Origin of the sequence: Nocardia sp. CA-119907 (assembly GCF_050955995.1) — a bacterium.
GTDB lineage: Bacteria > Actinomycetota > Actinomycetes > Mycobacteriales > Mycobacteriaceae > Nocardia.
On the sequence record NZ_CP192091.1, the window covers coordinates 8,114,907 to 8,141,069 of the forward strand.

At 65.3% G+C, this 26,163-nt stretch carries 25 protein-coding genes; 12 read left to right on the top strand and 13 right to left on the bottom strand.

The annotated features are described in order from the left end of the window. Positions 1 to 33 precede the first annotated feature (33 nt). Together ACQP2D_RS36510 and ACQP2D_RS36515 are read left to right on the top strand one after the other, a co-directional pair. Complete coding sequence (locus tag ACQP2D_RS36510) at positions 34 to 1,491, top strand: MFS transporter (protein WP_433680477.1); 1,458 nt, start codon at positions 34 to 36, stop codon at positions 1,489 to 1,491. A gap of 181 nt (positions 1,492 to 1,672) precedes the next feature. Next, the gene (locus ACQP2D_RS36515; protein ID WP_433680478.1) at positions 1,673 to 2,467 is read left to right on the top strand and encodes a hypothetical protein; all 795 of its coding nucleotides are present in this window, start codon (positions 1,673 to 1,675) and stop codon (positions 2,465 to 2,467) included. A 169-nt stretch (positions 2,468 to 2,636) separates the two neighbouring features. On the opposite strand, the gene ACQP2D_RS36520 is transcribed toward ACQP2D_RS36515, so the two are convergent. Further along, positions 2,637 to 3,767, bottom strand: coding sequence for a serine hydrolase domain-containing protein (locus ACQP2D_RS36520; protein WP_433680479.1), 1,131 nt, complete (start codon positions 3,765 to 3,767; stop codon positions 2,637 to 2,639). Positions 3,768 to 3,898: 131 nt separating this feature from the next. Then, on the bottom strand, positions 3,899 to 4,552 hold the full coding sequence (locus tag ACQP2D_RS36525) for an SDR family NAD(P)-dependent oxidoreductase (protein ID WP_433680480.1): 654 nt from the start codon (positions 4,550 to 4,552) through the stop codon (positions 3,899 to 3,901). A gap of 193 nt (positions 4,553 to 4,745) precedes the next feature. On the opposite strand from ACQP2D_RS36525, the gene ACQP2D_RS36530 reads away from it, so the two are divergent. The 3 genes from ACQP2D_RS36530 (at position 4,746) to ACQP2D_RS36540 (ending at position 8,373) form a co-directional block, all read left to right on the top strand. Beyond that, positions 4,746 to 6,308 carry an LCP family protein gene (locus ACQP2D_RS36530; RefSeq protein WP_433680481.1) on the top strand — a complete coding sequence of 521 codons (1,563 nt, stop codon included), beginning with the start codon at positions 4,746 to 4,748 and terminating at the stop codon, positions 6,306 to 6,308. A gap of 126 nt (positions 6,309 to 6,434) precedes the next feature. Then, positions 6,435 to 7,649 carry a L,D-transpeptidase gene (locus ACQP2D_RS36535; RefSeq protein ID WP_433680482.1) on the top strand — a complete coding sequence of 405 codons (1,215 nt, stop codon included), beginning with the start codon at positions 6,435 to 6,437 and terminating at the stop codon, positions 7,647 to 7,649. Between the two features lie 67 nt (positions 7,650 to 7,716). After that, on the top strand, positions 7,717 to 8,373 hold the full coding sequence (locus ACQP2D_RS36540; RefSeq protein ID WP_433680483.1) for a TetR/AcrR family transcriptional regulator: 657 nt from the start codon (positions 7,717 to 7,719) through the stop codon (positions 8,371 to 8,373). A 1-nt stretch (position 8,374) separates the two neighbouring features. On the opposite strand, the gene ACQP2D_RS36545 is transcribed toward ACQP2D_RS36540, so the two are convergent. The 8 genes from ACQP2D_RS36545 to ACQP2D_RS36580 all read right to left on the bottom strand — a co-directional run bounded on the left by ACQP2D_RS36545 (position 8,375) and on the right by ACQP2D_RS36580 (position 19,898). Further along, positions 8,375 to 10,405 carry a CocE/NonD family hydrolase gene (locus tag ACQP2D_RS36545; RefSeq protein ID WP_433680484.1) on the bottom strand — a complete coding sequence of 677 codons (2,031 nt, stop codon included), beginning with the start codon at positions 10,403 to 10,405 and terminating at the stop codon, positions 8,375 to 8,377. A gap of 190 nt (positions 10,406 to 10,595) precedes the next feature. Further along, positions 10,596 to 11,765 (bottom strand): cytochrome P450, encoded by a 1,170-nt coding sequence (locus ACQP2D_RS36550; RefSeq protein ID WP_433680485.1) that lies wholly within the window; start codon positions 11,763 to 11,765, stop codon positions 10,596 to 10,598. Beyond that, complete coding sequence (asnB, locus tag ACQP2D_RS36555) at positions 11,765 to 13,690, bottom strand: asparagine synthase (glutamine-hydrolyzing) (RefSeq protein WP_433680486.1); 1,926 nt, start codon at positions 13,688 to 13,690, stop codon at positions 11,765 to 11,767. The genes ACQP2D_RS36550 and asnB overlap by 1 nt, the downstream gene beginning before the upstream one ends. A 1-nt stretch (position 13,691) precedes the next feature. Further along, complete coding sequence (locus tag ACQP2D_RS36560; protein WP_433680487.1) at positions 13,692 to 14,585, bottom strand: hypothetical protein; 894 nt, start codon at positions 14,583 to 14,585, stop codon at positions 13,692 to 13,694. 3 nt (positions 14,586 to 14,588) lie between these two features. After that, positions 14,589 to 15,587 carry a 3-oxoacyl-ACP synthase III family protein gene (locus ACQP2D_RS36565; protein WP_433680488.1) on the bottom strand — a complete coding sequence of 333 codons (999 nt, stop codon included), beginning with the start codon at positions 15,585 to 15,587 and terminating at the stop codon, positions 14,589 to 14,591. 79 nt (positions 15,588 to 15,666) lie between these two features. After that, positions 15,667 to 17,139, bottom strand: coding sequence for a flavin-containing monooxygenase (locus ACQP2D_RS36570; protein ID WP_433680489.1), 1,473 nt, complete (start codon positions 17,137 to 17,139; stop codon positions 15,667 to 15,669). A gap of 5 nt (positions 17,140 to 17,144) precedes the next feature. Further along, positions 17,145 to 18,548: a wax ester/triacylglycerol synthase family O-acyltransferase gene (locus tag ACQP2D_RS36575; RefSeq protein ID WP_433680490.1), complete on the bottom strand. Its 1,404-nt coding sequence runs from the start codon at positions 18,546 to 18,548 to the stop codon at positions 17,145 to 17,147. Between the two features lie 15 nt (positions 18,549 to 18,563). Then, on the bottom strand, positions 18,564 to 19,898 hold the full coding sequence (locus ACQP2D_RS36580) for a cytochrome P450 (protein ID WP_433685871.1): 1,335 nt from the start codon (positions 19,896 to 19,898) through the stop codon (positions 18,564 to 18,566). A gap of 628 nt (positions 19,899 to 20,526) precedes the next feature. Here ACQP2D_RS36580 and ACQP2D_RS36585 point away from each other — a divergent pair. Then, a complete protein-coding gene (locus tag ACQP2D_RS36585) occupies positions 20,527 to 21,429 on the top strand; it encodes an SGNH/GDSL hydrolase family protein (protein WP_433680491.1) in 903 nt (300 codons plus the stop codon). 110 nt (positions 21,430 to 21,539) lie between these two features. On the opposite strand, the gene ACQP2D_RS36590 is transcribed toward ACQP2D_RS36585, so the two are convergent. Together ACQP2D_RS36590 and ACQP2D_RS36595 are read right to left on the bottom strand one after the other, a co-directional pair. Continuing rightward, complete coding sequence (locus tag ACQP2D_RS36590; protein WP_433680492.1) at positions 21,540 to 21,746, bottom strand: DUF397 domain-containing protein; 207 nt, start codon at positions 21,744 to 21,746, stop codon at positions 21,540 to 21,542. Next, positions 21,736 to 22,617 carry a helix-turn-helix domain-containing protein gene (locus ACQP2D_RS36595; RefSeq protein WP_433680493.1) on the bottom strand — a complete coding sequence of 294 codons (882 nt, stop codon included), beginning with the start codon at positions 22,615 to 22,617 and terminating at the stop codon, positions 21,736 to 21,738. Before ACQP2D_RS36595 ends, ACQP2D_RS36590 begins: the two co-directional genes overlap by 11 nt. 257 nt (positions 22,618 to 22,874) lie before the next feature. Between ACQP2D_RS36595 and ACQP2D_RS36600 the strand changes: the two genes are divergently transcribed. The 5 genes from ACQP2D_RS36600 (at position 22,875) to ACQP2D_RS36620 (ending at position 24,372) form a co-directional block, all read left to right on the top strand. After that, positions 22,875 to 23,033: a hypothetical protein gene (locus ACQP2D_RS36600; protein WP_433680494.1), complete on the top strand. Its 159-nt coding sequence runs from the start codon at positions 22,875 to 22,877 to the stop codon at positions 23,031 to 23,033. A 113-nt stretch (positions 23,034 to 23,146) separates the two neighbouring features. Then, a complete protein-coding gene (locus ACQP2D_RS36605; protein WP_433680495.1) occupies positions 23,147 to 23,548 on the top strand; it encodes a DNA-directed RNA polymerase subunit beta in 402 nt (133 codons plus the stop codon). 85 nt (positions 23,549 to 23,633) lie between these two features. Further along, entirely contained in the window at positions 23,634 to 23,852 is a 219-nt protein-coding gene (locus ACQP2D_RS36610) for a hypothetical protein (RefSeq protein ID WP_433680496.1), read from the top strand. Next, complete coding sequence (locus tag ACQP2D_RS36615) at positions 23,827 to 24,102, top strand: hypothetical protein (RefSeq protein ID WP_433680497.1); 276 nt, start codon at positions 23,827 to 23,829, stop codon at positions 24,100 to 24,102. The genes ACQP2D_RS36610 and ACQP2D_RS36615 overlap by 26 nt, the downstream gene beginning before the upstream one ends. Positions 24,103 to 24,117: 15 nt before the next feature. Next, the gene (locus ACQP2D_RS36620; RefSeq protein WP_433680498.1) at positions 24,118 to 24,372 is read left to right on the top strand and encodes a hypothetical protein; all 255 of its coding nucleotides are present in this window, start codon (positions 24,118 to 24,120) and stop codon (positions 24,370 to 24,372) included. 113 nt (positions 24,373 to 24,485) lie between these two features. On the opposite strand, the gene ACQP2D_RS36625 is transcribed toward ACQP2D_RS36620, so the two are convergent. After that, positions 24,486 to 25,373 carry an SDR family oxidoreductase gene (locus ACQP2D_RS36625; protein WP_433680499.1) on the bottom strand — a complete coding sequence of 296 codons (888 nt, stop codon included), beginning with the start codon at positions 25,371 to 25,373 and terminating at the stop codon, positions 24,486 to 24,488. Positions 25,374 to 25,513: 140 nt separating this feature from the next. Here ACQP2D_RS36625 and ACQP2D_RS36630 point away from each other — a divergent pair, with 140 nt between their 5' ends. Then, a complete protein-coding gene (locus ACQP2D_RS36630; protein WP_433680500.1) occupies positions 25,514 to 26,125 on the top strand; it encodes a TetR/AcrR family transcriptional regulator in 612 nt (203 codons plus the stop codon). The last annotated feature ends 38 nt before the right edge of the window (positions 26,126 to 26,163 follow it).

A 26,163-nucleotide genomic window follows, 5' to 3' on the forward strand; every position in this document is an offset into this window, starting at 1 on the left:
GCACATTGTGCGATTCCATCGTACAGTGTTCGAGTGGAACCGAACGTTGTACGAGATCCTCGCCGCTGGTGGATTCTGGGGGTCCTCTGTCTGTCCTTGCTGGTGCTGATGATCGACGGCACCGTGCTCAATATCGCCATCCCGTCCCTGATCCGCGAACTCGATGCGACCCCATCGGATGTCCAGTGGATCCTCGACGCCTATGTGCTCGTCTTCGCCGGACTGCTGCTCACCGCGGGCAGCCTGTCGGACCGGTTCGGACGGCGCCGCATGCTGATCGTCGGTCTGGCTCTGTTCGGCGTGGCCTCGCTGGCGGCCGTGCTGGCCACCGAGCCATGGCAGGTGGTCGCGGCCCGCGCCCTGATGGGTGTCGGCGGTTCGCTGCTGATGCCATCGACGCTGTCCATCCTGATGACCACCTTCGCCGAGGACGAGCGGCGCAAGGCAATGGCGGGTTGGTCCACCGTCTCGATGGTCGGCATCGTGCTCGGACCCACGCTGGGCGGCTTTCTGCTGCAGCACTATTGGTGGGGTTCGGTATTTCTGCTCAATATCCCGGTCGCGGTGCTCGCGATCGTCGCCGCACTGGTGTTGATGCCGGAAACGACAGGTGAGCAGCGACCGGTCGACCTGGTCGGCGTGCTGCTGTCCATCATCGCGCTGTGCTCGACGGTCTATGTGATCATCGAGCGTGAGTGGAACATTCCGATGATCGGCCTCGCCGTCGTCACCGGACTGGCCTTCGTGGTGTGGGAGAGCAGGTCCGCACATCCCATGCTGCCGCTGGCGGTCTTCCGCAATCGCGATTTCACCGGCACCTGCTGCACACTGCTGCTGATGGTGTTCGGGATGGGCGCGCTCATGCTGATGCTGACCCAGTACCTGCAGTTCGTGCTCGGCTATGGCCCGATGAAGGCGGGCTTGGCGCTGTTGCCGTACGCGGTGGCGGCGGCGGTGTGCAACGGCCTCGGCGCGACACTGGGCAAGAAACTGAGCAATAAGACGCTCATCGTCGCGGGCCTGTTGGTCATGGGTGTGGCCTTCGGCATTCTGGCCCTCGGTTCCGGGTACCTCGCGGTCCTGGCCAGCATGCTGGTCATGGGGGTCGGCGGTGGTCTGGCGGGTCCGGCCGCCTATGCCGCGATCATGAGCGCCATTCCGCTCGAGCACGCGGGCGTGGGTTCGGCGATGAACGACACCCTGCAGCAGGTCGGCATGGCGATCAGTATCGCGATTCTCGGCAGTGTGCTGGCCGGTGTGTTCACCTCGCACATGCCCGCGGACGCACCCGATGCCGCGCGTGAATCCATCGGCGCCGCTTTCCAACTCGGCTACACCGAACCGGCCAAGGAGGCGTTCACCGCGGCCATGTCGACCGGTGCGTGGATCAGTGCGGGTTTCAGCATTGCCGCCGCGTTGCTGGGGCTGGCTCTGCTGCGCACCCGCCCCGCGCCACAGGTCGACGCGCCGGAGGAAGTAACCGTGGCGTAGCCCGAAGTCGGGTTCGTTTCCAATCTGCTCGCCTCACGCCGCAGGCTCGGCTAGGCTCCCCTCGACCTCCTTGCCGCGCATATGAGTACATTGCGCGGAGACCACCTCGAACGTGGGGAGAGTCGAGCCTGCGCGCGGGAGGCGCGGAGGCGAAAATCCTGATGGCGGAATGGAATACCGAATGAAGCTTTGCGATAGCACTGCGGCGGCGATCCTTGTCATCGGTGCCGTGACCCTGGGCGCCGGAGTCTCGTATGCCGAGCCGGACACCGCGCCCGCGCGGCAGGACATCACCTACTCGGTCAAACTGGTCGAGAAAACCGTCGTCGCCAGCGTGCGCGGCGGCACCTTCACCCTGTCCAAGACCACGAGCAGTGAGCTCGCGGCGGGCGGCGACGGGCGGCTGGCCGATAAGAACGGCACGCTGGTCGATAAGGACGGTAAGGCCGCCGATATCGCCGACGTGGTCGATGTGGTCGATCTCGCGGATACCAACGGCCACGTCGTGGTGACACTGCCGCTGCAGTTCCGGATCGCCGAAACCGAAATCCCGGTCGAGCCGGTGCTGAAGAAGGACGGCACGGTACTCGAGCTGGCGCCGCAGAAGCCCGCGGGGCTCGACATCACCCAACCGCTGGCCGTCAAACCGGTGGCGTCGACGGTCGAGAACCAGCGCGCCCGCAATGAATTCGCCAGTCAGTTCGGTCTGGCCACGGCGATCGGCAGCTTCGTCGGCACCGCCATCGGCGCGGTCATCGGCTGCGTCGTCACCATCGCCGCGGGCTGCATCGGCGGACTCACTACCGGTGCGACGGTCGGCGGGATCATCGGAACGATTGTCGTGGGTGGACCAACGCTGGTGGCCGCTGGCGTGGATTTCGTCAACACGATGTTGGCCCCGGACGGCACCACCCGGTTCGCGGATAAGCCGACGACCACCCAACCCGCGCCGACGGCCGCGGAACAGCCGAAGTAGACCGAGATCGGTTCGGCCACACCCGGTCGCTGGCCGAATGCGAGGCCAGGGTTCGGCCCGCCGTGCCCAGCGGTGTACACGGCTGGCCCGATCCACGTTGCGCGATAGGGCAATTCGGCGGGGACTGCTGAAGGGTGCGCGGACGACCGGGCACCGCAACCGTCCGCAGCTACCTGCAGATGGCGTCGTCCACCAACTGATCCATGGCCAGCTGGTGCGCCAAGCCGAACAACGGTGGGAGTTGGTTGAGGCTGACGGTGATCGAGCGGGCGGGGGTGTAGCCGCCGAAAACGAAGAAGCCGTCCATGGCACCGCCGTGGCCCCACACATCGACGCCACACCGATTGGTGCGGTGGAACAAACCGAGGCCGACATCATCGCCGAACAGTGGATTCCGGCTCGGCACCGTGCGCATCATCTCGGCGAGCTCCGCTGGGGCAAGCAGTCCGCCGGTGATCAGTGTCTCGAAGAAGCGGTTCAGATCGGCGCCCGTGGAGACCATCGCGCCATCGGCGAGACCCCAGCCGGGGTCGATATCGGTGATGTCGACCCGGGCGCCGTTGAAGACCTGATAGCTGCGCGGGTGCGGGCCGCGGATCACGGTCTCCTGCGGGAATGCGGGCCAGTAGGTGTCGTGCAATTCCAGCGGCACCAGAATGCGCCTGGTCACCTCGGCGCCTACCGGCTGCCCGGTGACCTGCTCGATCAACTTCCCGGCCACCAGGTAGTCGGTATTGGAGTAGCTGACGCCCGAGCCGGGAGGGAACTGCGCGGGCGCGTCCATGGCGAGCCGGATCAGCTGGTCCGCGGTCTGGTACTGCTGCAACGCCTCGGGGGAGTTCAGATCCAATCGGGACAGATAGTCCGGAAGGCCGCTGGTGTGCTGCAGCAGATTTCGAACGGTGATCAGGTTCCCGTCGCCGCCGGGAGCGTGCACGACACCGGGCAGGTACCGCTCGATCGGAGCGTCGAGCTCGACACGCCCCTCCCCCACCAATTGCAGCACCACTGTCGCCACGAATGTCTTGGTATTGCTGGCGATCCGAACCTGCGCGGCATCCGGGAATGCCGCGCCCGTCGCGAGATCGCCCACGCCGCTGTTGACCTGGTACTGCTCGCCATCGGCGGTCAAGACCAGCTGCGCACCCGGAACGGCGGCCGAGCGGATCAGATCATCGAGCCCGGCCTGCAGCAATGCGGTAGGCACCGGAACCGGTTGGGCGGAGGACGCCGCGAGACTCGGCAGCACCGAGATCACGAGTGCAACTACCAACCCCGCCGTTACCGCGAACTGCCGCATACATCGTCCTCCCTCGCCACGGCCCGCTCGGCCGATGATCACCGGTGCGAACGGGAATACCGGAATAGAGACCGTTCGGTTCGAAGCAGCATTCCGAGCGGGTGAGTCGCAGGTCGGCGCGTCACATCACCTCAGCCCTCGTAGGCGACGTGCGGCGTCCAGTCTTCGGGGGCGCGGATGGCGGCCGCGTGCAACGCCTGGGCCACCCGATCCCTGGTGAACGCGCCCTCGCCGAGTACGCCATTGATCTGCACCGCGACCGCGCGATGGCCCTCGGGGGCCAAGGTGGTGTCCAGGCTGGTGACCAGATTGCGCACCGCTGCCTTCTGCACGCCGAGCGATGCGGCCTGATTCCAGGGCCTGTCCGCCGCCGCACTGCCGGTGACCAGCACGCGCGCGCCATCGGCGAAGAACGGCCGCGCGGCCTGTACCGCGGGCAGCAGCGCCGCGGCACCGATGGTGAAATCCTCGATCAACTCCGCGACGGTCAGCGTCAACGGATCCGCCTCCCGGAAAATGCTCGGGTTGAAGTGCAGTACATCGATCCGACCATGCCGCTCACCCACCTGGGTCACGATGCGGGTGATATCGGCGGGATCGGCCAGATCCACTCCGACCCCCTCGGCGGCAAACCCCTCCGCCCGCAGTTCCCGCGCCAATGGCTCGGCCTCCTCGGCCGAGCGGCAGGCCAGTACGACTGTATATCCGTCACGCGCGAAAAGGCGGCCAACGGATAGTCCGACGCCGGGACCGGCACCTAGGACGAGAAGTGAGCGACCAGTCATGACTATGACCCTAGACACGAATCTGCGCAGGTCACAATGTCCGATTCTTGCCTGCGCCGGGTGCAACCGGTATCACTGGGAACGTTGAGCGTGACAACTGGTCGGTAGCGGGTAATCCCGGACGTGCGCTGTGTCGAATGAGTCGAGACGAGAGTTGAGGCGGCGAAAATGATCCGGGACCGAGTCGGGCGCCATGGATGACGACACCGTCGAACTGCCCAAGATCGGGCCGAGCGCGCGCCGTGCCCGGCGTCGGCACGCGGCCCCCAAGCGACACCGCGGCCGCCGCGCGGCGAAGATGGCGATGCGCGTCCTGGTCTCGCTGGCCGCCCTCGCCGTGCTCTCCGGCACCGGATTCGCCTGGTCGGCCAAGACCGAATTCGACAATGGCTTCACCCATACCGATGCGATCGGCAAGGACGCGCCGCGTTCCCTCGGCGGCGACCTCAATATCCTGCTGATCGGCCTGGACACCCGCAAGGACCTCGACGGCAAGGATCTGCCGAAGGATATCCTGGACCAGCTGCACGCGGGCGACGGCGAAAACGGGGGATACAACGCGAATTCGCTGATTCTGCTGCATATTCCCGCGGATATGCACAAGATCGTCGCCTTCTCCATTCCGCGCGACGACTATGTCGCGGTCTCCGGCATCCCCGGCTACGACCACGCCAAGATCAAGGAGGCCTACGGGCTGAAAAAGGCCGCCACCGAGACCAAACTGGAGAATTCGGGCCAAAAGGACAAGGTCGCCCTCGAGCGCGCGGGCCGTGAGGCGGGCCGCGCATCGATCGTGCAGACCGTGCGCAACCTGGTCGGCGTCCCCATCGACCGCTTCGCCGAGATCTCGCTCGTCGGCTTCTACGACCTGGCGGACAAGCTCGGCGGCGTCGACGTCTGCCTCGATCACGCGGTCGACGACAGCTACTACTCCGGCGCGGTCTTCCCCGCGGGCCCGCAGCACCTGGACGCCGCGAACGCGCTGTCGTTCGTGCGCCAGCGGCACGGGCTGGAGAACGGCGACCTCGACCGAACCCACCGCCAGCAGGCCTTCCTGACCTCGGTCGCCAAATCGTTGAAGGAAACCGGCACCCTGACCAATTTCGGCAAGCTCTCCGGCCTGATGGATGTGGCGCACCGCGATATCGTGCTGTCCGACGGCTGGAATCTGCTCGATTTCGCCCGCGACCTCGGCGCGGCGGGCTCGATCTCGGTCGAATTCCGGACCCTGCCGGTGCTGCGCTACGACAATATCGACGGTCAGGACGTCAATATCGTCGATCCGGCGGCCATCAAGAAGGAAGTGCGGGCCGCCTTCGGCATCGAGGCCGCGCCGACGACACCGGTGCACACCCCGACCAGCACCGTCGATGTCCAGAATGCGAGCGGTTACCCCGGCCGGGCCGCCCAGCTCTCCAGCGCACTCACCAAGCGCGGCTATCCGCAGGGCATCGTGGGCAATGGCACGCGAACCGACGGTGCGACCACCACGATCACCTATGGTCTCGGCGCGGAGGCCGATGCCACCCAACTCGCCGATACTCTCGGCCTCACCGCCACGGCATCGCCGAATGTCGAAGCGGGTCATATCACCGTCGTCATCGCCAGCGACTTCACCATGCCCGCCGAACTCACGCCGACCTCCAGCGCGACCCCGACCACCTCCGCCAAAGCCACCTCCTCCGCCCAGCCGACGCCCGATGCCGGTAAGCCGGTCGCGACCACGATCGGCAGCTCTGTGCCGTGCGTCAACTGATCCGCGTATCGGCGCAGGTCACATCTTTAGCGGAGAAGTCACCTCGAAATGGCCGGTAAACTACGGCAGGGGCCAGTACGTCGTTAGGTGCGCCGCAGGGAACGCACGGCGAAACACAGGAGAGTCATGTCGAGTCGCCGTTTCCGGTGGAGAGCAACTGCGGGTTTTGCGTTGGTGACGGCGCTGATAGCAGCCGGATGTTCGGCCGAACCGGAAGCGGCGACCACCCAGGCCGGGCCGCCGCCGCCCCCGATCGCCATCACCCCGAACGGTGGCAACGGTGTCGATCCGCTCGCGCCGGTCGTGGTGACCGCGAACGACGGCATGCTGACCTCGGTAACCCTGACCAATGAGGCGGGCCGGTCGGTCGAGGGCATCTACACCCCGGACAAGACGGCCTGGAAACCCGCCGAACCGCTCGGCTACGGACACACCTACACGATCTCCGCCGAAAGCCTCACCATCACCGGCCGCGTCGGCCCGACCACCTCGACCTTCAGCACGCTCGCGCCGAACAACCAGACCAAGGTGTATCTGACCACCACCGGCGGCACCCCGCTGGCCGACGGCGGCACCTTCGGCGTCGGCACCGTCGTCGTCGCGCATTTCGACGAGGACGTTCCCGATAAGGCTGTTGCCGAGAAGCGGCTCTCGGTGACCACCGACCCGCCGGTCGAGGGTTCCTGGTACTGGCTCGACAAGCGCAATGCGCACTGGCGGCCGCAGCAGTACTACGCACCGGGTACCAAGGTGACCGTCGCGGCCAAGATCTACGGCGCGGACCTCGGCGGCGGCCTGTACGGCCAGGAGGACAGCAAGACCACCTTCACCATCGGCCCGTCGCACGTCTCCATCGCCGACGACAACACCAAACAGGTTCAGGTCTTCGAGAACGGGAATCTGATCCGCACCATGCCGACCTCGATGGGCAGGGGCGGCAGTGAGGTCATCGCGGGCAAGACGCTCAGCTTCTGGACCCAACCGGGCATCTACACCGTGATGGACAAGGGCAACCCGGTGATCATGGACTCCTCCACCTATGGCCTGCCGGTCAATTCCCGGCTCGGCTACAAGGAGGCCATCGGCTGGGCCACCCGCATCAGCACCGACGGAATCTATTTGCACCAGCTCGATTCCACCGTCTGGGCGCAGGGCAGCCAGAACCTCTCACACGGCTGCCTCAACCTCAGCCTGACGAATGCCCAGTGGTTCTTCAACTTTGCGATTCCCGGCGATGTCGTCGAGGTCCGCAATACCGGCGGCGCACCGCTCGAGGTCTGGCAGAACGGCGATTGGGGCCTGCCGTGGGATCAGTGGCTCGAGGGCAGCGCGCTGCGCTGAGCCGGTCTCTCGCGCCTGGCCGGAACATCTGGGTGAAAGTGTCTGGTGTGGCACAATCGTCGACATTATGACCGTGTTGACCAGCGCTTCTCCGGAACGCCTGCCCCGGGGGCCGCATCGATTGACCCGGGACGAGGTCGCGACGTCACAGCGCGAGCGGCTCTATATCGCCGCATTGGAGGCGGTCGCGGAGTTGGGTTACGGCCCGACCACCATTACCGATATCGTCGGCCGGGCGCGGGTGGCCCGGCGGACGTTCTACGGGCTGTTCGAGAGCAAAGAGGAATGCTTCACCGCCGCATTCGATTTCGCGGTGGACGTGATCACCCGCGAGCTCGACCGCGTGGTCGCCGAATCGGGCGCGGATACCTTCGTCGAACTGGTGCGCACGACGCTGCGGACGTATCTCGAGTTCCTGGCCGCCGAACCGGCCGCGGCGCGGGCGCTGCATATCGAAACCCTCGCTGCCGGACCGGGACTCATCGCCCGCCGGGCCCGCACGCACCGCATGTTCGGCTACCGCATGGTCGCGGCGGCGCGAATCGGTGTGCGCGCGGGCGAAGTTCGCGCCGAACCCGATCCCGGACTGATCGATGTGCTGCTCGGCGGCATCGACGATCGGGTCAGGGCCACCCTCATCGAATCCGGGCCGCAAGAGCTACCCGCGTTGGCGCCCACACTCACGCGCGCCGCGCTGGTATTGCTCGGCTCCGGCCCGGTCTGAATCACCAGCCCGGCTCGCCCCCGACCGGAATGTTCACCCAGCTCGGCTGATTCGGATCCAGTTCGATGTGCTGCGGTCGCAGCCCGCTCTCGTTCAGCAAGGGGCGCAACGGAAGACTGCTCGGGAAATTCCCGGCGAAGACGTCGACACGCAGCCGGTGTCCCGGTTGCAGTACGCCGTCGGTGGCGAACATGCCGATATCGATGACCGTCGGCTGGCCGGGCACGATCGGCTCGCGGGTATCCAGCGTCAGGTACGGATAGGGATCGGTGTAGTCGCCGTTCGCCGAGCGGCTGGCCTTGCTCTCGTCGACCGCGCGCAGCGAGGCGGTCCGCTGGCCGTGTGTCCACTGTGTCGAACGTCCATCCGGCGCAACATCGTTCAGCGTCACCGTCCAGTAACCGTCGGTGGCGTCCAAGACCGTATTCAGGTGCACCGCGATCGGGCCGGAGATGGGGGTCGCCACATCCACCGGCGCGCTGGTGAATGTCAGGCCATTGGTTTCCGCGATCCGCGAATCCTTGGTGCAGATATCCGGCAGCGGCACGATGCCCGCGGTGCCCTGGGCACCGTCGCGCGAGCAGAGCGTGGTCAGGCCGGGTGCGATCGATACCCGCGCGGGCCCGCCCGGCCCGGTGCTGAGGCTGCCGTCGTAGGCACTGCCCGGCGCGGTACCCGAGGTCTCGGCGTTCAAATACATACGGCGGTAATCCATATCGGGACGCGGGAAGCTCGAGGTGTGCGTCCAGCCGCCGCCCTGCTGCCACAGGGTCACCTGGTCGTAGTCATCGATGCCGTTGTCGATGCCCTTGAGCCACTTGTCGAACCACGCGCGCTGCAGCACGTCGAGGGCGGCCGGTCCGTCGGCATCACCCATGCCCGAGCCGGTGGTGATGTGATAGTTGTTGTCCATCACCAGCTTCTTCTGGCTGTCCGGGATACTGATCGCGTTGTAGACCCGCGGCGCGGAGTAGGCGAAAATGTCCTGCCAGCCGCCATAGACGAAGGTCGGCACATCGATCCGCTCGGGATGCCCGATCCAGGCCGTGCGCAATGGACTCTGGTCGTCGAGCACCGAATACATCTCGGCCGGAATGTCATCCATGCTCTGCGTGCCGAGGGCCATGATGATCATATTGAAGAAGGTGAACGGGTCACGGACGCGGTCGGCCAGCCAGGTCCAGTCGAACTTCCCGGCCAGCATCGACACCACATCCGGAATCAGCTTCGAACCGTCGACGGCGAGCAGCCACTCCGGAATGAACCCGATGCCGAGTGCGCCGCCGGGCGCGGCCACATCGCGGATCAGATCGCTGCCCGGCACGATCGGGAAGATCGCCTGCAGCGCGGCGGGTCTGCGCTCGGCGGTCTGCAGCTGGTTGATCGCCGAGTAGGAGATGCCGCTCATACCGATCTTGCCGTTGGACCACGGCTGCGCCGCCGCCCAGTCGACCACCTCGACGCCGTCCTGCTGCTCGCGCTCGCCGAATACCTGCCAGGTGCCCTGCGAGAAGCCGGTGCCGCGGACATCGACGACCACCTGGGTGTAGCCGCTCTGCACCAGTTTGCGATCCACGGCGAAGGTACGTGCGGTGCCGCCCGCCAAAGCCTGTGCCAGATCACTGATTCCGCTCAGACCATAGGCCGAGAGATCGAAACCGTGCAGCGCCTGCATCAGCGGCTCGGCCAGGCCGGGGATGGCCAGCACGGAGTCGGCGATATTGGCCACCAATTTGGTGTAGGGCGTCAGGTTCACAATGGTCGGCGTCGGTTCGACGATCGGCCGGCCGGACGCGTCCGCCGGGTGGTAGACATTCGCCTTCAATACCGTGCCGTCACTCATGGTGATCGGGACGTCCCAGTCGATATAGACGTTCGGATACTGCTGCGGCCCGGCATGAGTCGCGGTGAACTGGGCATCGAGCCCCAGCGTCGCCTGGGTCGGCGCGGCCGCGACAACGGCTCCGGCAAACACGGTGATCGTGGCTAGCGCAGCAGCCACTGCCCTAATCGGACGTCGACGTCGGATCATGCTTGCCAAACCCTCCCGGCAATGAGGAACTACTTCGTTCCCATCAACGAGTTGGTACAGTAACGTGCATCACGGTTGGTGTGCAACCACGACACACGATAACGCTCTGTGCAGCGAACCAAGGTCCGCGAACCCAGAATAAGTTGCCAAGCATTCTCCCTGAACCGACTGCGCGGCAAGGGCCTCGAAATCAGACCAGGGCAATCTCCAGTCGCCGGTAGAGCGGAACGAACACATTCGTGCGGTAGCGCCGTTTGGTAATCCGCCACGGGCGACCGGGCGCGGTCATGGCTTCCAGTACCGCCGCGAGTTCGACATGGGTCAGGCTCGCGCCGAGACAGATATGTCTGCCGCCGCCGAACCAGAGCTGCCGCAGTTCGTGCACCTTGCCCAGATGCAGGTCATAGCCACCGGCCGCATTGTTGATCGACCAGGTCATGATCTTCACCCGGTCGCCCGCGCGTAAGCGCCTCCCGGCCAACTCGATATCCTCGACGACACCCCGCCCGACGATCGGCATAGAACTGGTGACCCGCAGCGCCTCGCGCACCGCGTCCGGAATCAGGCGCCGATCCTCGATCAGGTCGTGCTGCGCCCCGCTATCGTGCAGCAGTGCCACCATCCGACCGAGGGTGCTCGCCAGCGTCGCGGTTCCGGCAACGACCAGGAAGGCCGCCATGCGGCGGGTGACCTCGGGTCCGAGGCCGAGTTCACGACTGCGCCCGATGGTGGTGCTCGGGTCGGCGGTTTCGTACACGGCGGGCACCGATGCGGCGATGCGATCGGCCACCGCACGTCCCTTGCGCATGTTGCGCTCGGACACCACGGTGGTGTCGTAATTGCCCTTGCCGAGGTTGGCCATCGCCTCGACCAGGCCGAACAGTTCTTCGTATGCGGCTGGTGAATCGTCGACCGGCAGGCCGACCAGCTCGGCCATGCTGCGGCCGGTGAACTCGCGCGAGAACTGCGCCATATCAACGGTTTTCCCGGCCGAGAGGTCGTCGGTGAGTTTGCGCAGCATCGGCCCCACGGACCGTTCGGTAATCACCCTCGACCGTTCCGGGGTGAACAGGTCGCGGACCTTCGCGCGGAATTCGACATGCGGCTGGCCCTCGAACAGCTCGAAGACCCATTCGCCGAGCATCTGGCCCCACCAGTGCCCCGAGGCGCCGTCGCCGACAATGCTGAAGTGTTCGGTATCGCCGTGGATCTGGCGTGCCAGCTCCGGATCGGCGACCAGCCAGCCGAGTTTGGGCACGCGCCGGATCGGTTTGATCAGCGATCCGGCCGCGAGCACCAAAGGCAGTGCGGGCTGGGCGAATCCGTGCAATGCGTATTCGTGCGCCGCGGCGGACTTCATCACGCCACCCCCATCCGCGCTTCGGGCGTACTCGCGCCGACCGACCGGAATTGGTCGAGCACGAGGTGCGTGGACATGACGGCCAGACAGCCCCATTCCGCGGCCGTGGCGGCCCAGGTTCCGGGTCGGTCGACCGCGGTGCGCCACATTCGTTCGGTGGCGACCGGATCGAAGATCCCGTAGCGGCGCACCGAATCCCGGGACAGATGATCGTGCGCGAGATCCGCACCGGAACCGGTGAGATACCACGGACCGACCGGCGTCATGAACGGCTTCTTGCGCCTGCGCACGATCTGCTTCGGCAGCACATCGGCGGTCGCCCGCTTGAGCGCGTATTTCTCGGTTCCCCAGTGCACCAGCATCTCCGGTGACAGATCGGCGCACACATCGATGACATCGCGGTCGAGATAGGGCACCCGGACCTCGATGCTGTTGGCCATCCCCAGGCGGTCCGAGATCGGCAGTACCCAGTGCGGCAGCCGGGTGTAGAACTCGAAATGCAGTTGGCGGCGCAACCTGTCGTGCCGCGGTGGCGGGGCCAGTGCCGAGGGCACCGGAAGGCCCGCGGGCGCAATGGGGCCGGTCGTGTCGCCGAGCGCGCTCCATAGGTAGATCCAGGGCGGCACCTCGCCGTAGCGCGCGGTGTATTCGGGACGACGTCCCGCGACGGACACGATGTGGTCGTCCAGACCCGATGGCGCACCGACCCATTTGGTGGCATTGCGCCAGATCGCGGTCTGGGCCCGGCCCAGCTTCAGCTGTTCGAACCGGGCGCTCAGCTTCATCAGCCGGTAGAAGTCGTAGCCCGCCAACAGCTCATCGGACCCGTCACCGCTCATGGCGACCTTGAGGCCCTTGTGCCGAGCGAATTCGGTCAACTCGAGGAACGGTGTGGCGACCGCGCCGTACCAGAACGGTGACTCGAAGTGCCACAGGCTCTTCGGCAGCAGTTCGCAGGCGCGCGCGCCGGTCATCTCGACCTCGTCATTGGGGACTCCGAGCGACTGTGCGACCAGCCGCGACATCGGGGTCTCATCGAGTACTTCGCCGGTGAGCCGGATACTCGCGGTGGTCAGCGGTGCGTCGCAGCGGCGGGCCGCGACCGCGGCGATGGCGGAGCTGTCCAGGCCGCCGCTCAATGCGACGCCTGCCCGCACCTCGTCGGGCAGCCGCTTGCGCACGGCGGCGGTGAAGGCCGCGTCGAACCGCTCGATCGCGGCCCGGCCGGTGAGCAGCGGCGCATCCGGATCGCGGCGCAGGAACGGCGTGAAATAGCGCTGCTGGGAGGTGCCGCGACGATCGATGGTCACGATGGTCGCCGGCGGCAGATCGTCGATGCCCTGCCAGAAGGTGCGCGGTGCGATGGTGTGTCCGTAGAACAGGCAGTCGCTGAGCCCCTGCGGGTCCATGGTCGCCTCGACCAGCCCGGAAGCGAAGATGCCCTTGATCTCCGAGGCGAAGACGACCCGGCTGCCGGACTGGTGGTAGAACAGCGGTTTCACGCCGACCCGGTCGCGGGTGAGCAGCAGCCGTTCCCGGCGGGCATCCCACAGCGCGATGGCGAAATCGCCGTCCAGGCGCTCGACGAAGCCCGTGCCGTACTCCTCGTAGAGGTGCGGGATCACCTCGGCGTCGGAGTGGCTGCGGAACTGGTGCCCGCGCGCGGCCAGGCCGCTGCGCAGTTCCCGATGGTTGTAGATCTCACCGTTGAAGACGACATGGATGGTGTCGTCCTCATTGCGGGCGGGCTGGGCGCCGTGCGCGACGTCGACGATGGCCAGGCGCTGGAAGCCGAAGGCGACATTGTGGGTGTGCCAGGTGCTGAAACCGTCGGGGCCGCGGTGGCGTTGGATTTCGTTCATCGCCCCGATGGGGGTCGGGTCGACCGGGGCGGCGAAGTCGACTATTCCGTTGATGCCGCACATATCACGGCCTTTCGGTCGATGGGTGGTAGAGCAGGCAGGCGGCCGAGCTGCCGTCGGCCGTCAGGAACAGCACTGTTCGCAGGGTGTCGAGGCTGCCTTGGGCGCTGACGTAGCCGAAAATCGGTGCGGCGGTGTGCGGATCGCCCACCTCGGGTGGGAGCGCGAGCACCGATTCACTCGGCAGATCCAGGGCGGCGGCGAGCAGTTTCGCGAAGCCGGGTGCCGGCTCCGGGGCCAGCAGCACCGCCGAACCCGCTGAAAACTCTGCGGTGGTGAGGCTTTCGCCGGTCATACAGGCGCGTACCGCACTGGTGGCCCAATGCAGTGGATCGCCGGCATCGGCACGCACGACCATCGTCGAGCGTCCCTGGGTGCCGACCTCGCTCAACGGCACCAATCCGAGCGGTTCGACGGGGTCGTCCGGCTCTGCGGTGTACAGGCCGCCGAAACCGCCCGCATCACCGTCTCGTTCGAGCAGCAGTGCCGCACCGGTGCTGGTGTATGGGAAGTCGGGCACCTGGAACCGTGTCGATGGATGGGTATCACCGGCGATGACCAGCGCGTGGTCGATCGCGTCGGACGCGAAGAACGAATCGACCACGGCCAGTGCGTGTACCACGCCACCCGCACCGTTCATCAGATCGAACGAGAACGAGGGCACCTTGCCCGAGGCATAGCGCAGGCCCATACCGATGCGCTGCTGCACCAGCGCGGCAACGGCGGGTTCGACGATATTGCTGTCCCGGTAGACGCCCGCGTTGATGAGCATGCCCACCCGTTCGGGTGCGATATCCGCCCGCTCCAGGCACTCTCGTGCGGCCCGTGCGGCATGTTCGAAGTAGCTGCCGGTATCGGTGTCGGTATTGGTCGCCGCGGCGATGATGGTTGTCGGCATGGCTCACGCCGCCAATCGCGAGATCGTGGCCGCCAGATATCCGGAGACCGTGCCGGAGGCCGAGGGGATCATCAGCACCTTGGAACCCTGGGGAATGTGGTTGCGCCCGAGATGTTCGTGCAGCACCAGGAAGTGCGAGGTCGACGCCGTATTGCCGTACTCCTGTAGGACATTGAGCGCCTCGGGCATCGGTGTGGCGAAGTGTTCCTCGGCCAGTTTCGCGATGTACTCGATCGCGGGCGCGCTGAACTGGTGATGGATCCAGAAGTCGTATTCCTCACTGCGCCAGTCGCTTCCGTTGCCGCGCAGATAGTCCTCCAGTCGCGCGATGCCCTGGCGGTAGCGGTCCTCGGTCTGCATCGCGCGGTTGTCGGTGTACATCGCCATGCCGTTGGAGCGGTCGCTCGGCATACCGAGGCAGTGTTCTGCGCCCTCGGCCGAGGTCATGAGCTCGACGTAGTGGATTTCATCGGCGTCGTCACCGTGACCGTCCAGCAGCACCGCCACCGCGGCGTCACCGACGGTCAGCGCCGCGAACTGCGGATCATAGGGTTCACTGATCTCGCGAACCGCGGTCTCGGCGATCGGGGTGATCTGCTCACCGCTGACCACCAGACCATTGCGGACCACACCGGCCTTGATCATCCGGTCCAGCACCATGATTCCGGTGACCATGCCCGCACAGGCGTTGGAAACATCGAAGTAGCGGGCCGCCCTCGCGCCGATGGCATTGCGCAGCATCAGCGCGAAGGACGGCGCGAAGCAGAACTGCCCGGCCCCTTTGGTTCGGGTGATCGACGCGGAGATCACGATATCGAGTTCGGCCGCGGCGTAGCCGGAGCGCGCCAGACAGTCGTCGATCGCATTGCGCGCCAGATCGAAGGAGGATTCGTAGGCATCCGGATCGGAGTTGTAGACGCGCCGGTTGCGAATACCGGTGAGCGCCTCCAACTTCAGTGACCTCGGCACCGCCAGACTATTGAGCAGCTCGTCGGTGGACACTATCGATGTCGGCGTATACGAGCCGATCGATTCGAATCGTGTACGGCGCACAAGGCCTCCCCTATGGAATTGGATTCTGTTATGCGGAACGGCGGAAAGCTCCGGTGTCCCAGTCCTGCGGTCGAATTCGACGCCGGTCGCGTCGGACGCTCCAGGTCCCACCCGGCCAGGTCAGCGTGTTGGTGCCGTCCTCGTCGATGAAGTAGCTGGTGCAGCCGCCGGTCGACCACACCCGGGTGCTGAGCAGTTCGCGCGCGCGGGTGACCCATGCGCGCTCGGCCTGTTCGGACGGGCTGTAGCGGCGAATTCCCTTGGCCCGCATGTATTCGATGGTCCGTGCGACCAGCTTCGTGGTCGGTTCGATGGCGAGGAACTGTGAGGTGTGCGGCAGCGCGGTATTCGGTCCGGTGACCGCGAACAGATTCGGCAGACCCGCGAACGCGATGCCGCGATAGGCGCGGAATCCGTCGCGCTGGAACTTCCTGCGGGTCGAGGTCTGTGCGGTCCGGAAATCCGGGAAATGCGCGATCGAATCCTGCACGTGGAATCCGGTGGCCCACACGATCGCGTCGACCTCGTGCAGCTCACCGTCGGCGGTGCGGATGCCGGTGGCGGTGATCTCGGTGATCTTCTCGGTGCTCAGCCGCACATTCGGGCGGGCGAACGACCGGTAGTACTCATCGGAGACCATCGGCCGCTTACAGCCGAACGCGTAGTCGGGCGTGAGTTTGCGCCGCACGTCGGGATCGGGCACCTGCCGCGCCAATACCTGACGGACCAGCCGCTCATAGACCGACACCAGCCGAGGATGGAATTCGGCGAAGTGCATCGTCTCCAGGAATAGGAAGACGAATCCGCGTGCAGCCAGTCGGATCGGCGGCGCATACCGCAAAATCTTGCGTACCGTCGGCGGAATCGGCCGGTCCAGGCGCGGAATCACCCATGCCGGGGTGCGCTGGAACGAGATGAGCTCGGCCGCGCTCTCGGCGAGCGCGGGCACGATCTGCACCGCACTCGCCCCGGCGCCGACCACCGCGATCCGCTTGCCCGCCGGCTCGAACGAGGGATCCCATTTGCTCGAATGCATCTGCGGCCCGGCGAAGTCGGCCCGGCCCGGAATATCCGGAATGGCCTCGGCATGCAGCGAGAAATAGCCCATGACGACGGCGCGAGCCCGGATCAGCCTGCCGTCGGTCAACCGCAGTACCCATTGCTCGGCGGCCTCGTCGAAATCGGCCTCGGCGACATCGCTGTTCAGCTGCACATGCCGCCGCAGATCGAAGGTGTCGACAATATTCTCGGTATAGGCGCGCAATTCGGGCTGGGTCGCGTAGACGCGCGTCCAATCCGTGTTCGGCGCATAGGAATACGAGTAGAGCACCGAGGGCACGTCCACCGCGCAGCCGGGGTAGACGTTATCGCGCCAGGTGCCACCGATGGCCGCGGCACGTTCGAGGATGACGAAATTGTCATTGCCGAGGCGGCGCAGGTTCACCGCGACGCCGAGCCCGCTGAATCCCGAGCCGATAATCGCCACATCGTAGTTCGGCACGGATATCACCCCGCGGCGCGGACACTGTCCGGCAGGAGCAGGTCGGTGAGTTCATCGAGTGCGGTATCCATGGCCGCGGTGAGATATGCCATCGGTGGCAGCTTGTCCTGGACCCCGAGCACACCGAAATGCAACCCGCCCGAATAGCCGATGCAGGTGAAGTTCAGCGGATTGCCGTGCATCAGCAGCGAAATCGGATAGATCGTCTCCAGCCGAGCGCCGTTCCAGTAGAGCGGGTTTCGCGGTCCCGGCACATTGGAGATGCCCATCGGGTGCGAGGCGGCGGTATTGGTGAAGCCGAAGCTGAGGCCGAGAATCCACGGCAGGGTGACCGCGAGACCGTAGCCGATGACCTCGTTCGGTGCCATCGCGCCCATATGCTGTTTCGCGGCGCGGATGTAGTACTTGATCGCGCTGAGCCGATCGCGCGGATCGGCGATATCGGTACCGAGCGCGGTGAACATCATGCCCGCGCGGGTGCCGACGCGGTCGTCGTCCTCCTCGCGCAGATCGGTGGGCACGCCCGCGGTCAATGAGGTCTCGGGCAGGATGGCGTGGTTGGACAGATAGTCGCGCAGCGCCGTACTCACCAGGTACAGCACGATGTCGTTGATCGTGCAGTCACCCGCCTTCGCCAGCCGCTTGAACAGCGCGAGGTCATAGCGCCGCCTGGACAGGTCGCGCGCTCCGGTGATGGTGCCGTTCAGGATGGTGTCGGGATGCTGATAGGCCTTCTGCGCCATGGTCTTATCGCCGCGTGCCCGCCGGAAGGCGTCACGGGCGGCGGATCCGACGCCGCGCACCAAGGCCAGCAGGCCGGTCAGCGCATCGAGCAGGGCGCTGAACGGATTCGCCTTGGGCACAGCTGTTTCCGCCGACTCGGCGGCGGGGCGGACGGTGAAGAGATCCGGCACATCGCGTGCCGACTCGTCCTCGGTGAAGGTATCGGTGAACAGCCGCATGGCCGATGCGCCGTCGAGCAGGCTGTGATGCACCTTGAGCAGCAACGCGAAGCGATCCTGCGCCAGCCCCTCGATGACGTGCAATTCCCATGGCGGACGGCTCATATCGAGCTGCTTCCGATGAATCGTCGACACGAGCTCGGTCAACTGGTCCTGGCTGCCCGGCTCCGGCAGTGTCCATTCCCGGATGTGCGCACTGAGGTCGATATCGTCGACCTCGCGCACCAGCGCCGCGACACCGGGCGGCGGGAACTTCAACGGCACGAAGTTCCACGGTTGCGGCAGGCTCGCCGGTGCGTCCAGTCCGGCCCGCCACTGCCGCAGGAATTGCGCCGCACCGCCCTCGGGCGCACTGAACTCCAGCAGGAAGGCGATATGCATCGGCATATCGGGCGATTCGAGCGACAGCCAGACACCGTCGGTCGCGGTCAGTCGATGCAACGACATCTAGTTCCTCAGCAGTCAGGACGCGGCGGCGGCGCGCCGGGTCAGGTCGAGATCGAGATCGATGGGGATGACGGCGAAGTGGAAGCGATCCTTCGGCGGCCGCGCACCCGCCGGCAGGCGCACATCGAAGTGGCGGCAGACCATGGCGGTGACGCTCTTGATCTCCAACATCGCCAACCCACGCCCGGGGCAGAAGCGCGGACCCGAGCCGAATGGCGTGGAGACCTCGGGCCGATGCGTGCCGTGGCCGGTGTTCAGCCAGCGATCCGGATCGAAGCGCAGCGGCTGCGCGAAGTTCGTCTCCTGCACACTCGCATGTTGCACATTGACGATCACCCAGGTGCCCGCGGGAATGCGCACGCCGTCGATGGTGGTGTCCTCGATGGCCTCCAGCCCGACAATGGGTGTAGTCGGGCGCAGCCGCATCGATTCGGCGACAACGGCTTCCAGATACGGCTGCCGGTCCAGCGCGGAGGGTATCTCCGCGACTTCCTCCCGAATGCGTTCCTGCACGGCGGGATTACCCGCCAGGTGGTACAGCAGCCAGGCCATCGCGTTGCTGGTGGTGTCCTGACCGGCGATGAGGATGGTGAGCGCCTCGGCGAACAGCTGGTCATCGGTGAAGGCGGTGCTGCCGTCCTGCGCCAGCAGGAATGCCTCGATGAAATTGGTCGGCTTATCCGGCAGATTCGCGCGCGCCCGGCTGATGACGCCGGTCAGGTCGGTGCGCAGCGCGGCGAGTGCGCGCTCCAGCGCCCGGTCGTCGGGGAGTTTGACGTAGCGCCAGTACGGGATGGGGCTGTTGATCCGCCGGTTGATGAGCGGGAAGATCAGCTCCAGATGCCGCTGGATGATATCGCCCGACTGTTCGATGGTGTTGATGTCGTAGTCGAAGGTCAGTTTGGCGGTGACATCCACCGTGTACCGGGTCAGGTCGCCACGAATGTCCTTGGGCGAGCCCTGTTCCCAGCGCCGCTGCAGACGTCCGGTGATCGTCTCCAGGGTGGGGTGGAAGCTGCGCAGGTGGGCGGCGTTGAACGCGGGCATCGCCAGCTTGCGGCGCAGTCGCCACGCCTCACCCTCCAGCGAGAACAGTCCGTTCGACCCCATCTCGTCCATGACCGATTCGATCGCCGACTGCCGCCGGAACCCGCCGGGGCGGTCCCGGAAGATCTCGCGATTCAGGTCGGGATCGCTGACGACGACAATGCGTCGCCCGGGCATCTGAAGCTGGTAGAGCGGGCCGAACTCATCGCACCACTGGTCGAACTGACGGTGCAGCAGCGAGGGCCGCATCTGCGGGAGATTCCCCAGCAACGGCCACCGGGAGGGGCCGGGGAGATCGTCCACGGACTTGGCGGATGAGATCGAGACGGACAACCTGGCGCCTAACGTCGATATGAACTGGTGGAATCTTGGCGCTCGAGAAAAAGGCGCGACAGTTTATTACCGGGACGCGAACAAAGGCGCCGAGTTTCTCCGTGAATGCGACGAATTTGCGGCAATAACGACAGCCTCCCCGCAGTCGGAACACATATGGCGCGGCCACATGGACGGCCGTCCAACCATGAATGCCGAGGCGGGCGATGACTCAGCGCGAACAATGGCGACGGTAGCCAGTTCGAGCAGGCGCTGTCAACCCGATCGATCGGCGTCATCAGACTTTCCGCAGGTAGCGGGCGATTAGTGAGGAACGCAACAGTGCCTCATCCGATCGCATGAATCCGGAACGGTACCCGCCCACCTCCGGCGTGCCGAAATGTCCTATCCCCCAACATTCCTCGAAGCCCGCGGTTGGACGTCACGCCGCCGAGACGGCCGCACGAGAAAACCCGACGACGGGAAACATGAAAGTTATTCGCAATTACCGGATCGTGACTAGACTCTGCCCGCATAGGTCGGACGTATCGACAGGTTCGAACCCCGTAGCGAGTTACGTGCCCGAATTCGTCCGGTCATTGGTTCACGAGGAGACACAATGCAGGTTTTTGGCAGCTGGAAGCACCTGATGGGAAAGGCGAGACCGGCGGTCATCGCATCGGCAATGGCGCTCGGGGCGAGCGCAGCAATCACCGGGCAAGCCATTGCCGAACCGACAACGGACATCCACTATGTCGCGTTGGGAGATTCCTTCGCCGCGGGCGCGGGAGTGTTTCCGCAGGCCGAACTCACCACATGTTCGCGTTCCGCGGTCAACTATCCGGCACTGGTCGCCGAGCAGCTCGGCGTCGAGACCTTCAAGGACGTCACCTGCGGCGGAGCCACCCTGGACGACCTCACGAGTGGACAGCGCGGCGTTGTCTCCGGAACCGCGGCGCCGCAGTTCGATGTGCTGACCCCCGACACCACATTGGTCACCATGACCATGGGCGGCAATGACATCGGCCTGGCGAAGCAGGCGCTGCGGTGCGGCAATCTGCTGCCCGAGCCCAACGGCACGTCATGTGAGGATGCCTTCACCGCGGGCGGCGTCGACATCTTCGCCGAACGTACCGCGGCGCTGGCACCGGTGTACGGGAACGCGATCGACGAAATCCGCTCGCGCGCACCGAAAGCCACCATCGCGATCGTTGGATACCCAACCGCCTCACGCCCTGGCGCATGCCCCGAGACACAGCCCGCTTGGCCGCGCGACGCCGACTACCTCCTAGGCGTGCTGGTCAACCTCAACGCACTACTGCGCGATGTCTCCGCCGCGCACGGCGCGATCTTCGTCGATACCGCCACCTCCAGCGTCGGACACGATATGTGCGCCGCACCCGACCAGCAGTGGATCAACGGGCTGATCCCCTCACTGTCGACCCCCTCCTTTGTCCCCTTGCACCCCAACACCTTCGGTGAGCAGAACATCGCACGACAGGTGGTCGCCGCGCTGCGGTGACGCAACGGGGTCGAGCGGGTTTACCGTGCCCCTCAGCTTCATTCGGCTGAGGGGCTTCCTGTTGCCCGGGGCGTAGCAGCTCGAGTGCGCCCCGTAGGTCAGTCTGCGGTCTAGGGCCGATCGAACTCGCCGTCGTTCACGCCAGCGGTGAACGCGTCCCACTCCGCCGGAGTGAACACCAGCGCCGGACCGGTCGGATTCTTCGAGTCGCGAACTCCGACCACGCCCCCATCCAGGAATGCGACCTCCACGCAATCCTGATTCGCTCCGCTGCGGCTGCTCTTGAACCACTGCGCCCCGGACAGGTCAATGCTCACGTCCAAACTCCTCTGCTAGATCCCGGAGCTTCCTGCGGCTCCGTTGGACATCCATGGCAGCGCCCTGGATAGTCCTGTACGCCCTACCATACTGCTCCACTGAGCTGGGCTTATCCACGTACAGAGCGCCCGTGAAGCCTTCCATGTAGACCACAGAAGGCTCGACAGGGTGGCCTTTGCTATCAGCGCCGAACTCCAGGATGGTGAACGGACCGATTTGGGCACCAGTTGGATAACCCGCCTCGTATGGCAGCACCTGAAGCGTCACATTGGGCAGTCGACTGGCATCAATAAGCGCCCGCATCTGCTCAACCATCGCTTGTCTAGAGCCGATGACCTGCCGCAGGACCGATTCGTGGACAATAACAACGACCTCAACGGGATTCGTGTGCCGTGTCACCAAAGTTTGCCGCTTGATTCGGAGCTGGACGCGCCGCTCGATCTCGGCGGCCCTGTCGTCGGGTCGGCCGACTGTGACGAGGGTCTGGGTGTAGCGCGGCGTCTGAAATAGCCCCGGTACCAACTCGGATTGGTAGATCGTCAGCTTCTTCGCTGCGTTCTCGAGCCCAACGTACACATCGAAGTTCTCGGGGATCAGATCGCCGTACGCGTGCCACCACTCCGGCGCGTTCGCTTGTCGCGCCAGCCCGACCAGCGCCTTCGCCTGCTCGGGCTCTGCTCCGTAGATTCTGCAAAGTTCTCGGATGTCGACATCACGAATCTTGTCAACCTGTCCTTTTTCTACGCGCTGCAACATGTTGAAGCTCCACTGCATCAGCTCAGCGGCTGTCGTCAGCGTGAGCCCTGCCGCGCTGCGAAGTTCCCGCAAGTGTCGCCCCAGCTGTCGACGCGGAACTGTCGACCCTGCCACCCCGTCCCCCTCTGACCTCGATGTTCGGCACCTTAGATAATTCGATTATTCATGGTAGATCGCATTCTGCGGATTCGAGATATCTGCTCTAGATATTCACCATCTCTATGGTCCTGGGCGTTTGCCGGTGATGGACTCGTACATGCGCCCGACTGGGAGAACGGCTAGCTAGCCCTGATGCAGTCCGCTCCCGCTCCAAGGACATTCAGGGGTTGTCGGAGCCGGGCGCACCCAAGCCGCCGTACCGAGGGGTCACGATGTTGAACCCAGAACTACCGCACCGCACGCCGCTCGTCGGCCCTCCCGCCGCGCTCGCGATCGCTCTCCCCGCCGATGTTCTCGAGCGGTATCTGAACGCCCTACACGAGTGGCAACCCGACCAAACCCTCGCCGAGCAACCCGACCAAGAGGTCTGAAACCGATGGAACACATACCTTTTGGGGACACACCCCGGTCCCGCTGCCACTTCTACAGGCGAGTATGCGACCTGCCCGCGACCGTCGACCCGCCGCACCTGGGCCGGATCATTATGAAGGCCGAGTACGTGTGGGCGCTCATCCTCCCTGCCGACCTCGGCAACGCCGTGAAAACCTATATGCAACATCATGGTTCGGACATCGGGCCGATTCTGTCGCATCCACGCTCGAACCGGTGGACCCTGCTCGTTCGGCCGGACATCCCCGACGATGTGCGCCTGTTCGCCGAGTTGTTCCGGCTGAACGTGTCGGTGGTGCGAACCGGTGGCACCATCGCATTGCCATCGCCCGTCGACAACGGCGCCCAGTTCCGGCGCTGGATCGAACCGCCCCGATGCACGTTCCGGCCTTCCGGGCTTGTGGTGGTCGATGCGATCCGCGCCCGCTCGGGACCGTATCAGCCGGTGCGGCGATGGGCCGCACCGCATGCACCAGCAGCACAGGGCCGACCATGAACGTAAACACGATGGCAGCCAAAGCAATTGGTGTCATCTCGCTCGATGTGAGTGGCCCGCACCGGTCATCTGCGGAACTCCGGCCATGAGTGAGCAGGTTTCCCCGAGACCGGGTGACCCCGATGTGCATCTGTCGGTGTTCCTGCACGGCGCGCGGTTCGACTTCACCGCCTGCCTCACCGCGGCACTGATTTTCGCGCAGGAACACCAGCGCGAGCACTACCACGATGCCGTGTCGATCGTTTTGGACGATACGTCGAGGTGGCCACGTTTACCGTGTGAACGGCTATACCTCGAACCATGAGATGCGGCGCCGGGGGTGGCTGACCACCAAGACTCATCTGGCGTGCGAGCAGGGCCGCAAGCTGCTGTCACTGGCGCTCACCGCTCGACGGCGTGCCGACTGCCCGCAGTTCACCGCGGCGCTAGAGGCGATCCAGACGCGATACGATCCACTTCTATTGCAATGCAAGGGTTTTGGAGCTTGTAACGGGCGCAGCCCGGTGCTCGATTCAGTCACCGAGGTCATATCCGTGACCGAAACTTTATTATAGAAGAATGGGTTTGAGATGATTCGAGTCAATCGCCACATCGTCGCGGGTGCCCTGCTGGCCGGTGCGGTGCTGATGTCCGTCGCTCCCGCACAGGCTCAGGCCCCGCTCGAGCTCGAGCCGGCTCAGGCCCCGCTCCAGCTCGAGCCGGCTCAGGCCCCGGTCGAGCCCCAGGCGATCGGCAACAGCGGGATTGCCAGCGGTTCAGCCGATCCCAACTGGTTCTGCGGCACGATCTGGCGTACCTGCTGGACGCCTACCGCGAGGTCGTGACCTGGTTGGACGACAACACCCCAACGACGGGGGCTTGGCAGCGGCTGGTCTACCCGGACAGCTTGACACGTCCATCTTGGGCTCGGGGTTGCGATCTACATGCCGGGCGGGTGTCATCGCGACACAGCGTCACGGGCGGGCAAGTGGCGGTCGAGCCAGTCGGACAGCGGGGTGGGCGCGATGCCGAGCTCCGTCCAGACACCCGCGGGGTCGACCGTCTGCGGTCGGGAATCCAGTAAGGCCCCCAGCCGCATTCGACGAGCCTGCACCTCATTGAACGGCCGGACCGCGGCAGCGGACATCCGCAACATACGGACCGACAGCGCGGTCTCCTTGCTTATCGCGATGCCGAGCCGTTCCGCGATCACCGTGTTCAACTCGCGCAGCGTCCAGTCGTCGGGCCCGCCGAGTTCCACGGTTCGCCGATTCGCGGGCCGCGACGCGAATTGCACTGCGGCGGAGGCGATATCGGTGCCGGCGACAAAGGGCACCGGGTTGTCCCCGGAACCGAAGATGAGTGCGCGCGATGATTTCACCAGCGAATCGGCCAGCATCGGCACCCAGGTCTCCATCAGATGGGTCGGCCGCAGAATCGTGTACGGCATCCGACCGCGACTCAGCCGAGCCTCCACCTGCGCCTTGCCCCGGAAAAGATCTACGGGATTGTCCACTTCGGCACTCGTCGCCGATACATACACGAAATTCGCAACACCCGCCGTCTCCGCGGCATCAATCAGTCCCGGCAGTGCCGAGCCCTCCATACCGCGAGGACCGTTGCGCCCCTTGCCTTCTCCACCATGGACGGTGCACACCACGCAGGTGACCCCCGTCAGCGCCGTCGCCACCGAATCGGAATCGTGCAGGTCACCCACCGCGACCTCGGCTCCCGGCGGCGCATGGCCCTCCGCGCGCGTCAGCACGCGCACGCGCGCACCCGACTCGACCGCTCGCTCGACCACTTGCCGCCCAACAACGCCGGTTCCGCCTACCACCAAGAACATCACACGCTCATTTCTATCATTGCTCTGATATCTATCGATGCTAGATCTAGCGCTGATAGATAGTAGACGCGCTGAACCCGCAGCTGTCAATGGCGGTTCGTTACGCTCCGAACAATGGACGCAGCAGAAGAGCACACCGCATGAGGCGGGCCGAGGGACGACCACCGGGCCGGGCCGGTCACGAGGATCGACGCCGAGCGATCCTGGAGGCGGCCCTCGAGGTGTTCGCCGAACGTGGCTACCAGGGCGCGACCATCGCGATCGTCGCGGAACGGGTCGGCCTCAGCCAGCAGGGCGTGCTGCACTACTTCCCCAATAAGCAGACCCTGCTGGCGAATGTGCTCGCACTGCGCGATCAGAACGACCTCGATGTCCTGCCGGCCACCGCCCAGGGCAGTGCCACCACCCTCGACTTCCTTGCCGAGCTGGTCGAACGCAATGCCGAGCGACCCGGCATCGTGCAGTCGTTCACCGTGCTCGCGGCCGAGAGCGTCACCCAGGATCATCCCGCGCGCGACTACTTCGTCGATCGGTACGCACAGGCCCGGACGATGCTGACCGCCATGCTCGAGCGCGACCTCGGCGGCGAGCCACCGCGCGGCGTCTCCCATCAAGACGCCGCGACGCTGCTGATAGCGGTCCTCGATGGATTGCAGCAGCAGTGGTTGCTATCGCCGGATGAGGTCGATATGCCCGCCCTGCTGCGCAAGTTTCTGCGATTGATCCGACCGGTCTCCGATCCCGCAGATTAATAACGTATAGATAACATTACCTACTGGCTATTAGGTAA